Raw genomic sequence first — 10484 nt, forward strand, 5'->3', positions numbered from 1 at the left:
ATGGTCGGCAAAACTAAGTTCGAATTTGGCCGCCACGAGACTTTCGCCTTACGGGAAGGTTGGCTGGACAAGGGCCTATCGCGGATCATCTCTGCTGGTTTCTTCAAGGGTGACATCGAGACCGCGGACGCGCTTGGTCTTGGCAAGAACATGGCGAAGTCGCTCCAGTTCTGGGTCGAAGCCACGGGTCTAGCCTCCCGAGGTAGCGTTTCCGAGGGCCGACACTCGCCTCTCACCGCAACCTCATTCGGGCGACTGGTTTCCGAGTTAGACGGCCATTTCGAATACTCTGTATCGACTTGGTTTGTTCACATGATCCTGGCCCGCCGTCCTGGGACGGCTTGGAACTGGTTCTTCAACGACTTCCGCTCTGGGGTGTTCGACCGCGAGACGTGCGTCGAAGGCCTGCTTCGCCACGTGCGCGACCACGCCGTCAACCAGACGACGATCACCGTGCTGCAGCGTGAGGTCGCCTGCTTGCTCGGAACCTACGCGTCGCTACCGGCGAGCGAGGCGCAAGATCCCGAAGACTTCACGATCTCGCCCCTGCGGACGCTAGGGCTTCTCGTCAAGCACACCGACACCGGCCGGTTCGAAAAGACCGCCCCGCTCGACTCGGTTCCGGTCGAGGCATTTCTCGCTTGTGTCCAGTGGATCGTTACCGATGCAGACACAGAGACCCTGCCGCTTTCCGACCTCATCAGCCGCCGGGGGTCGCCCGCCCGTCTATTCAACGTCGATGGCGACACCATCAACGAGCTGGCCCACGCCGCCGCCGAGGAGTACCGGGACCGAGGCGTCCGGCTATCGCTGCTCGGGTCGACCCGCACCATCACGATGCCACGCATGACCGCGCCCGAATGGTATTCACTCCACTTCAGGCGGATCGGAGCACGTTGATGCGCGCCAAGATGTTCAAATCCGTCAATATCCGCGACGACGTCGGTCATCCCAAGCGTTTTTCCCACTACCATCCGACCTCTCGTTCCGTTCCGCTCATCGCCGCGGTTCTCGGACATAAGGCCACGATGGTCATCGCTTCGTACGGAAGTGGAAAATCGCTCTCGGGCGGCATCGGCGTGCTGGCGACCATCAACGACCCTGCGTCCTCCGGCGTCCTCTCCGACCTCGCCTCCAAAATCGTCGGCGTCGACGCGCAGGTCGCGGAAGCGATCAGGGAGCGCGTGGCAGCGAAGACCCGCGGCAAGGCCGTCGTCCTTTCCGGCTACGTGTCCGACCTTCCGGCGCAGATCGCCGAAGCGCTCGACCTAGGCGATGTGAAGTCCGTCCGTTCGGCCGTCGCCGCGATCCGGAAGCTCAAGGACGTCGACCACGTAGCAATCGTCTGGGACGAGTTCGGCCGTCATCTCGAGGGCCTCGTCCGCGACGCCCGCACCCGAGACCTCGAAGCCATCCAGGACCTGTCAGAACTCGTCGTCCGACCAGAGGGGCCGACGATCAGTCTTACGCTTCTACTCCACCAGAACCTGCTCGCCTACGCGCAAACGCTCAACCAGACGAGCCGCAACGAGTGGCGCAAGATTGAGGGACGCTTCGAACAGCACATGTTCGTCGAAGACAGCCGCGAGCTTTACGCGCTCGCCGCGAAGCTCGTGTCCGCGCGCGCAGGCGCCGTCGCTCCGCTTCCGGAGGTGATGCGTGCGGAGGCGGTATCCCGCGCGATCGAGGGGCGCTGGTTCGACGACGTCTCCGACGCCGACGAGATGCGGAACCTACAAGAGCGGGCATGGCCACTGACGGCGGCGGCGCTACAGGCGCTTCCGCGTCTCGTTGCCCGCGTCGGACAGAATGAACGCACTCTCTTCTCGTTCATCGAGCAGACGGATTTCGACCGTCCGGTTGGCATGAATGAGGTCTACGAGGCCTTCTCGCAAGCTATTCAGTCCGATGTCGGCATCGGCGGACTACACAGACAGTGGGTCGAGGTGGAGAGCGCTCGATCGCGCGCCGACAGCGAGATCGAACGCGAGGCGCTGGCCGCGACTTTCCTCCTGCAGGCGGGAGCGTCTGGCGAGCGCCGGCGTTTGAAGCGGTCGGTGCTCGTCGGCGCGCTCGTCTCCAAGGGCGCGACCGTCGAGGAGGCCGAACGTGTCATCGACAGCCTCGCGAAGCGGAAGCTCGTCATCCACCGCAAGCTGAACGACGAAATGTCGGTCTGGCACGGAGCGGACGTCGACGTAGCCTCACGACTTCGCGACGAGCGCATCCGGCTTTCGCCGGATTTCGATCTGATGGCGTTCCTCGCAAGACAGCACGCCGCCCCGTTCATCCGGCCCGTGCGCCACAACGTCCGTAATAACGTCTCGCGGTATCTGACCGGCGGCTACGTGAGGGCGGGCGACCTTCAGAAGACCCTCGACGCGCCCTTCGAGGCCGACTGGGGCCGCATTATCTACGTGCTCGCCGACACTGCCGACCAGGTGGCCCTCGCCCGCGCGCTGGCAAAGAATCCGTCCCCACGGACCATCCTCGTTTTTCCGACCGAAGCCGTCCCCGTCTCGGAGGCCGCGCTCGAGGTAGAGGCGCTGCTTTCGCTCAAGCGGGACGAGGCGTTCCTGTCCGAAGACCCGCTTGTCGTGCGCGAAATCGATGAACTTCTCGCGATCGCCCGTCGTCAGCTAACGGTCGTCATGCACCGACTCACCACCGACCGACCGAGCAGTTCCGAATGGTGGACAGACGGAGCGCGACTGAGGGTGAGCGCGGATCGCCCAGCGAGCATCGCCGTCTCCGACATTCTGGACGGATGGTATCCGCTGACCCCCAAGGTCGTGAACGACCAGATCGTCCGCACGAAGATTTCCCGTAACATGTCTACGGCCCGTATCCGGATGATCACCCGGCTCGTCAGCCATTCTGGAGTGCCCGGTCTCGGTTATCCCGAGGGCGACGGCTCAGCCGAAGCGTCGATTTACCGTACCGTGCTCGCACGCACCGGCCTCCATTTCGAGCGCGATGGCGTCGGCGTCTTCGCCGACCCTTCGGAGCTTGCCGACAAGGGGCTGATGACCGCGTGGTCTCGCGTCGAGGACTTCTATACGCAGCGAGGACGCCGCAAGCTCTCCGAACTGGTGGAAGTGCTACGCAGGCCTCCGATCGGCATGGCAGCCGGCCTCGTGCCGATTTTTGTGATGGCCGGATACAAAGCCTTCGCGAAGGCGGTGACGATCCGGACCAAGGAAGGCTACGTCCGCGACGTGATGGGCTTCGTCTCGGTCAAGATGTTCGAGCAGCCTGAAGAGGTCGAGATCGAGGTGCACCAGAGTTCGCCGCAGATCCTGCGGTATCTCGAGGAGTTCGCTAACGTCTTCCTGTACGAGAGGCCTGGCAGGTTCGAGGAGAAGGTGCTGTTCGCCAACCTCGCGCTGGAGACCTGGGGGTCTTCGGTGGCGCAAGGGGCCAGAAGTTCCCGGCGCATGTCGGATTCTGCGAGCAAGTTTCTGCGCGCCGTCAGCCAAGCACAGGATCCGGCCGAGCTGATCCTCGACACGCTCCCATCGATCTTCGGCCCGCAGGAGCGGCCGTACGCCGCCCGCTTGACCTTCGTCATAAGCGCCCTCAAGGAGGCCCGTGACGGCGTCGACGGTCTTGTCAACGGTTATCTTCGCGACGCGGTCGAGGTCATCGAGGACGTGCTGCGGCTGGAAGGGAGCGAGAAGCGCTCCGTCGAGGCGGTCCACGAATGGTTCGACTGTCTCGACGGCGAGGCTCTGCAGCGTCGTGCCGACCTCAAGATGACCGACAAGACGGTGCTGCGAACGCTCGGGGATACGAAGAAGGGCCGTTACTCCGTCGAGGGGCTCGCCCGCGTCGTCAGCTCGGTGCTCATGACCCGTGGGGTCGAGAAGTGGCAGGACGACACCAAGGAGCATTTCCGCAAGGAGCTACGCGAGGCCAGAACGCGGATCGAGGAGGCGTCTCTGTCGACCGAAGAGCCTCCTGTCCAGATGGCGCCGATCATTCGTGCGAGAATGCGATATCTTGCAAGTCAGCTCGAGAGAATTGAGCGGTCCCAGCAAAAGGAAAAGCAATGACCGTCGTTCCCACCCATGTAGACGATGCCGTTTACGACACCACCTCCCGGCAGATCGTTCCGCTCTCCGGCGGCAAGGACAGTTCGAGCCTCGCCGTCTGGCTGAGCATGAACTATCCCGACGTCGACTTCGAATACGTGACGACGGACACGGGCGTCGAGCTGCCGGAAGCGTACGATTACTTCGACCGCCTCGAGCACGTCCTCGGCAAGAAGATCGTCCGGATCACGGCGCTCGAGATGCTGAACGTGCCCGAGCGTCACGGGCGAACGCCTTTCGACGTCATCCTGTGGGAGCATTTTTCGGGATTTCTTCCGAGCCCGCAATCGCGTTGGTGCACGCGGATGTTGAAGATTCATCCTTTTGAAAACTATGTGGGGAAAGATAAGGCCTACTCATATATCGCAATCCGCGCCGACGAGAAGCGACAGGGGTACGTCGCGAACGGCAAGCCCGTGATGATCTCGGAGGAGCCGAACATTTCTCCGGTCTACCCCTACAAAGACAAGGGCGTGACCATCGACGATGTGCAGCAGATCCTGACCGACAGCGGTCTGGGCATGCCTGCCTATTACGACTGGCGCTCCCGGTCCGGCTGCTACTTCTGCTTCTTCCAGCAGCAGGGCGAGTGGCAGGGTCTGAAGGAGCATCATCCGGACCTCTTCGCCAAGGCGAAGGAGTACGAGACTGGTAAGAACGGACGCAAGTTCACCTGGAACCAGGGCCGGACCCTGGACGAGATTGCGGACATGCCGCGGCGCAAGGTGAAGCAGAAGTCCGACGAGGACGGGTGCGCGATCTGCCACCTGTAGGGGGGTGCCAAATGAAAACAGGGAAACCGAATGGCAGACAATCCGCTGATACCGTTCCTGAGCTCCTATGGCTCTACGGCGACGTCCGATTCTCTCGTTGACGAAAACGTCCGCATCGCGGTGCAGCGCCACGGGGTGAAGCCCATCGAGGCCGTCGCTCCGCGTCTTGCGCGCATGCAGGAGAACTTCCTGGGTACGTCTCCGGTCAATCTCATACTGACCGGGACCGCGGGAGACGGCAAGACCTACCACATCAGAAAATTCTTCCTCGACGTCCTGTCCGGAAACGAGGACGACTGGAAGACGAGCGGCGGCAAGGCGCTGGCCGTTCCCCTGTCAGGCGGACGCACGCTGCACGTCGTAAAAGACCTCTCGGAGGTGAAGGACAGCGTTAAGGCGGAGATCCTTCCCAGCCTCGCCGCCAGTCTTTCCGGCGAGAATCCGGACAACGTATGGCTGATCGCAGCGAACGACGGCCAGCTCCTGAAGTTCTGGCGAGACGCGGCGTCGAACGAAGACTATCCGGAAGCGGACCGCACTCGCTACGGCGTCATCTACGCGACCGTGATGGAGATGCTGCGGGACGACGCCGAAGCCGATCCGCAGGGCCGGGTCTCGGCGCTGGTCTTCAACCTCAGCCGGCTCGCCGACGACACGGTCTTCAACCAGATCGTCGACAGCGTCGTCGAGCACGAACAATGGGACGCCGGCTGTACCGGCTGCACCGTCGAGACGACCTGTCCGATCCGGCTCAACCGCGAGCTTCTGCGCGGCGCCAACAGCCCGTTCCGGCACAGGCTCGCGCAGGTCATGCGCATCGCGGCCCTGAACGACCGCCACCTGCCGATACGCTACATCCTCGTACTGGTTTCCAACATCCTGCTTGGCGACGCCGCCAACCTCGACAGGCCGCTGATGACCTGCCGTACGGCCCGCAAGAGGGCGCGCGACCTCGCCTATCGATACACGAACCCGTTCAATAACGCGCTCGGCCTGAACTTCCGCCCACGCGAACTCGAAAAGCTTCCCGTTTTCTCGGTGATGCAGAGCTTCGGCATCGGCCTGGAGACCAACAACCAGATCGACCGCTTCCTCATCGACAAGCCGGAGACCCCGCTCCTCGAAAAGCTCGAGACGGCCGATCCGACTTACGGGTTCTCCACCTTCGACCAGAACAGGCTCGAATATCTCAGCGGGTCGCTGACGAACGGCGGACACGACTTCGAGGCGGCTATCAGCGCCCAGCGCCGACGCCTCTTCTTCCTTCTTGGCGACGCCGACGACATCTCGCCGTGGAAGCTGACGATCTTCCAGCACGCGGGACGATATCTCGAATTCACGGGCGCGCTCGCGACCGGCGACAAGACAGTCGAGGAGCGCGTCGTGCGTAGCCTCATCAAGGGCATCAACCGCACGCTGACCGGGATGATGACGGAGGACGGCGAACGCCTGTGGCTGGCAAGGTCCATCGGACGCCTCGAAGGCGCGGTCGGCCGGATCACTCTCTCGGAGCAGCCCGTCTACAAGGGAGCTGGCACCGCGCGCATTCTCATCGAGCGGCATGCGACGACCGGGCGGCCGCAGATGCGCGTCGCCATCCACATGCGCTCCATCAAGGAGAGCTGCGAGAACGCCTTCGACCTGAGGCCGCTTCAGTTCGAATACCTGATGCGCGTCGCCGATGGCAGCCTTCCGTCGAGCTTCTCGCGCCAGTGCCAGCAGGAGCTTCGGCACTTCGCGCTCGTCTCTTCGACCTTCCTCAACAGCAGTTCGTCCGGCGGCGAGGACGAGCAGGCATTCGTGACCGTCCTGTCGCTGACGCGGACCGGACAGATGCAGCCTGAAAGCCTGGACGTCTAAGGGGATGCCGACGATGAACGACAACCACATGCTCTGGCCGGTCTCTGGCGCCCTACAGGTCCCCGCCTCCCAGTATCTTAAGCAGACGACCCTGTGGACGGACTACGCCATCTGGGGTCTTGATATCTATGACAACCAGCCGACCTGGTTCTCACTGATCGAGCTGATGCTCGTGCTCACCGCGCAGCGCCGCATCGACAAGCCGCTGCTCTCGGACATGCCGCGCGACGGTGAGGGCCGGCCCGTCCATGAGACGGTGCAGTATCTCATCTACTATAACGACAACCTGCGCCACCTGATGTTCCGCGACCAAGACATCCTGCCGCTTTCGGAGCGCAACTCCACCGACCAGAACTCGCTCTGGAACGAGTGGCTGGCGCGCGTCAAGAAGGACTTCCCGCACCTCGACTTCGGCTATGTGCGCGACGCCTTCTCCGACGACTTCAACAAGTTCTCGGAAGCCGTCGACCTGCTGCGCTCCGCGGAAGTCGAGCCGATGCACGCGAAGCGCTGGACATCCCGCCATCTGCAGCCGCTCGGCGACGCCGCGCTCTTCCCGGACTACGCGCTGAAGTCCGACGGGTGGGACGGCGAGCTGGACAGGCGGTTCTTCCGCCGCACGGGCGAGGTCTACTACCTCATGCTGTCGCGGTCGTCAGAGGAGATCAGGACCGTGCTTTCCGAGCTGATTGAGGAGCGGATCTTCGGCAAGGCGAACCACTGGAACAAGATCGCGAAGAAGCTGCAGGGGCCGGACGCCGACCTGCAGAAGGCCCGTACGCTGGCCGCCAACAGCTTCGCCTATCTTCCCCAGCCGCGTCTTGAGCGCTACGACCATCTCGCCAAGGACTGGGTGAGCGTGCTCAGGCGCAGAAGCGTGCCCTTCGAGGACGCCCTCGACTACCTGATGCGCATTACCGCGCTCAACGAAGTCGTCTACATCGTCGAGCAGGCGGCCCGCACCTACGGGCAGAAGGCGCGTCCGATCTTCTACCTCGACATGCTGGGAGCGTCTTCCGGCGGGCATGTCCGCGCGGCCTCCATCGAGAACTACCGCTCCCACAAGGACCTCGTGAAGAAGGCGGTCGAGGCGTACATCCATTCCTACTTCGAGACCGAGGAATGGCAGTCTCTCGACGACAGCGCCATCGACTGCGGCAAGGCACAGGTCGCCTTGAAGAGCAGGTTCCTGTTCAGCTCTTCACACAGCACCGCCCACCCGCGGTCGAAGGGCGAGCAGGCGCAGGAACTGCTTGAGAAGGCGGCGACCAGAAGCCATTCCATCGGCCAGGCGTTCACGGCCCATTCGCGCCAGCTCGGGCTTCTAACGCTGAAGCAGGGCGTCGGCGGCTGGTACAGCCCCAGCGACTCTCTTCTCGAGGCCCTCGTCGTCGCCAACGTCGACGGCACCATCGAGCTGCAGGAATTCTTGCGCATCCTCTACGACCGCTACGGCTTCGTCATCGGGGTCGAGGAGGCCAAGTCCGCCTCCAACGTCCTGCCCGCACCAGGCGAGACCCTCGTGTCCAATGAAAGGCGCTTCGAGGAGCGACTGCGCGTTCTGGGCTTCATCGATCGCAAGTCCGACGACTGCGCATTCGTCATCAATCCATTTCCCGAAGGGGGCGCCACGCGATGAGCAATCTTTCGATCATCGGACGCATTGCCGCCGACCGTATCCGTGAGCAGTTGGAAGCGGAGGGGGACGGCCCGCCGACCCGCATTCTCTACGGCATCATCGACCTTGACGACGACGTCACCTGCGCCGTCGCCCGCGAGATCGCCGAGGTCACGACCGAGCACGGCCGGGTCGAAGTCTTCGTCCATCCTAAGATCGCCGGGGACGGCCTCCACGAGATCGGCAAGGCGCAGGTCTCCGACGAGACCGCGACCTATCACCGGGGAAACACAACTGCCGACACGGCGCTCACCATCTTTTCCGTGCCAAAGAGCGACACGGCCTCCGTCCGCGCCAGCCTCGCCCACGTTTCGGTCATCAACAGCGACTGGCTGACGGACGACATGTCCAGATGGGCGGCCGCCGGCCACCCGAGGGCGTCTCAGCCCATTCAGGACCAGCTCACGAACGTGCTCGAAGGGTTAAAGCGGGCGGGCATAGTCTCTGAAGTGACCATGCTTTCCGGCTTCATGGCCGAGGTGCGAGACCTCATGACGGGAGCGGAAGGCCTTCCCGTTGGCGAAGCCGTCCGCCGTGCGCTTCCCGCGCTCAGGCTGCCGATGAACGCCGGCGACCGCCGCATCGCCATCGAGCAGGGGTCGGACAAGGCCGAGGCCTTCTTCCGCAAGGTTTTCGACGAACATCGCCCGGCCCTTTATCTGCGTAGCAAGGGCGACGACAGCCTCAACGTCATCGAGCTTAAGAAGACCCTCGACGCGCTCGAGGCATCAAACGACGTCGCTCCTCCGGTCGCCGCCTCGATCCGCGCGCTGCTCTCCAATCCGGACGTCGGAGCGGGGGCATGGCTCCCCGAGCAGGAGACGGTCGCCCGCATCTCGTGGGACCTCGTCGAACCACTGTTCTCAGGCGCGCGCCAGAAGACCTCCGCCACCTTTGGCGAGGACACGCTGGCCTTCTTCGACCGCCGCCATCCCGGAACCCTGACGGAACCCCAGAAGGAGATGCTCGCCTCGCTCAAGCGCGACAGCATCCGTCCGGACGACGTCCATCAGCAGTTCTTCTCGCAGTTTGCGACGATGCTCGGCGACGAGCCGAAGCTCTACCGCCGCTGGGAGAAGCTGGTCTACCGCAAGCCCGTCGAAACGAAGGACCTGCAGGAGGGCCTCCTCTCGCTGATCAACATGGCGATCCCGGATGAGGCCGACGACAAGTCGGCGGTCTACGTTCGCCTGCGGCGCGGCGACGACCTGAACTTCTGGACGGAAGACAAGAACACCCGCCTCTGCCGCTACCTGCGCGACCGCTACCGGGGCCTCGACAAGCTGCTTTCGCCGGAGATCGTCCTCGACTTCGGTCGCTGCTGGTCGCATTGGGACGGTCCCGACTTCAAGGAGAACACCTCGGAATCTAAGACAGCGACGGGCTTCGAGTTCGAAGCGTTCCACGTTCCGAAGAGCCATTTGTTCGACGGCGACGGGGCTTCGAAAAAGCCGACGGCCGAGCAGCTCCGCTCCTGCCCGAAGGCGCAGATGATCTGGTCTCCGAAGGCCGGCGCGATGGGCTTGTCCTTCTCCGACGACCTGCAGGTGCTCTGCGAGACGGGCGCCGTCGTGATGAAGACCGGGAAGGTTCCGTTGCTGCGGTCGGTCGTTTCGGCCAACCGCTATGACAAGCACGGATCCATCCAGACGATCGATCTCGAAAATCAGTCCTCTATCAACGACGCCCGTCACGACAACAACGGCCACTTCGCCAACGACAAGGTCGAGGAGAACGTGATCAATGCGCGCTGGGAGAAGTCGCTGGACGACCTGCTGGCGGAGGGGATCCTCACCAACGAGGCGCACGCGGAACTTCGCACCGCCTTCGAGGCCTTCCGGATCGCCTACGGCCAGGCCGTCCTCGCCATGCGCAGCGGCGACGGTCTCGCGGCGAGGGAGATGATCATCCAGGGGCAGCTCTACGGCCGCCTCCTTGCAAAGCTGGGCACGGTCGCCTCCAGTCCGCGGGCGATCCGCGACCTCTGGCTCCCGCTCCTGCAGATCGGCGTGGCCGAGGTTACGACGGACAGGCCGACGGTCATCGTCTGCGGCTGGAACCCGATGCGTCTGGCGGAAG

Annotated in this window: 6 protein-coding genes; all 6 read left to right on the top strand. The window is 63.4% G+C overall.

Translation table 11 applies throughout. The features are described 5' to 3' along the window. A complete protein-coding gene (locus MOV61_RS09425) occupies positions 1 to 900 on the top strand; it encodes a DUF4007 family protein (RefSeq protein WP_247136378.1) in 900 nt (299 codons plus the stop codon). After that, positions 900 to 4055: a hypothetical protein gene (locus MOV61_RS09430; RefSeq protein ID WP_247136379.1), complete on the top strand. Its 3156-nt coding sequence runs from the start codon at positions 900 to 902 to the stop codon at positions 4053 to 4055. Before MOV61_RS09425 ends, MOV61_RS09430 begins: the two co-directional genes overlap by 1 nt. Next, entirely contained in the window at positions 4052 to 4867 is an 816-nt protein-coding gene (locus MOV61_RS09435; protein WP_017989597.1) for a phosphoadenosine phosphosulfate reductase family protein, read from the top strand. The genes MOV61_RS09430 and MOV61_RS09435 overlap by 4 nt, the downstream gene beginning before the upstream one ends. A 30-nt stretch (positions 4868 to 4897) precedes the next feature. Next, positions 4898 to 6727, top strand: coding sequence for a hypothetical protein (locus tag MOV61_RS09440; protein ID WP_247136380.1), 1830 nt, complete (start codon positions 4898 to 4900; stop codon positions 6725 to 6727). Positions 6728 to 6740: 13 nt separating this feature from the next. Continuing rightward, positions 6741 to 8366 (top strand): hypothetical protein, encoded by a 1626-nt coding sequence (locus MOV61_RS09445; protein ID WP_247136381.1) that lies wholly within the window; start codon positions 6741 to 6743, stop codon positions 8364 to 8366. Beyond that, positions 8363 to 10484: hypothetical protein (locus MOV61_RS09450; RefSeq protein WP_247136382.1), on the top strand; the 2122-nt coding region annotated here is incomplete at its 3' end. The genes MOV61_RS09445 and MOV61_RS09450, both read left to right, overlap by 4 nt.

Source organism: Neorhizobium sp. BETTINA12A (assembly GCF_023006485.1).
GTDB lineage: Bacteria > Pseudomonadota > Alphaproteobacteria > Rhizobiales > Rhizobiaceae > Neorhizobium.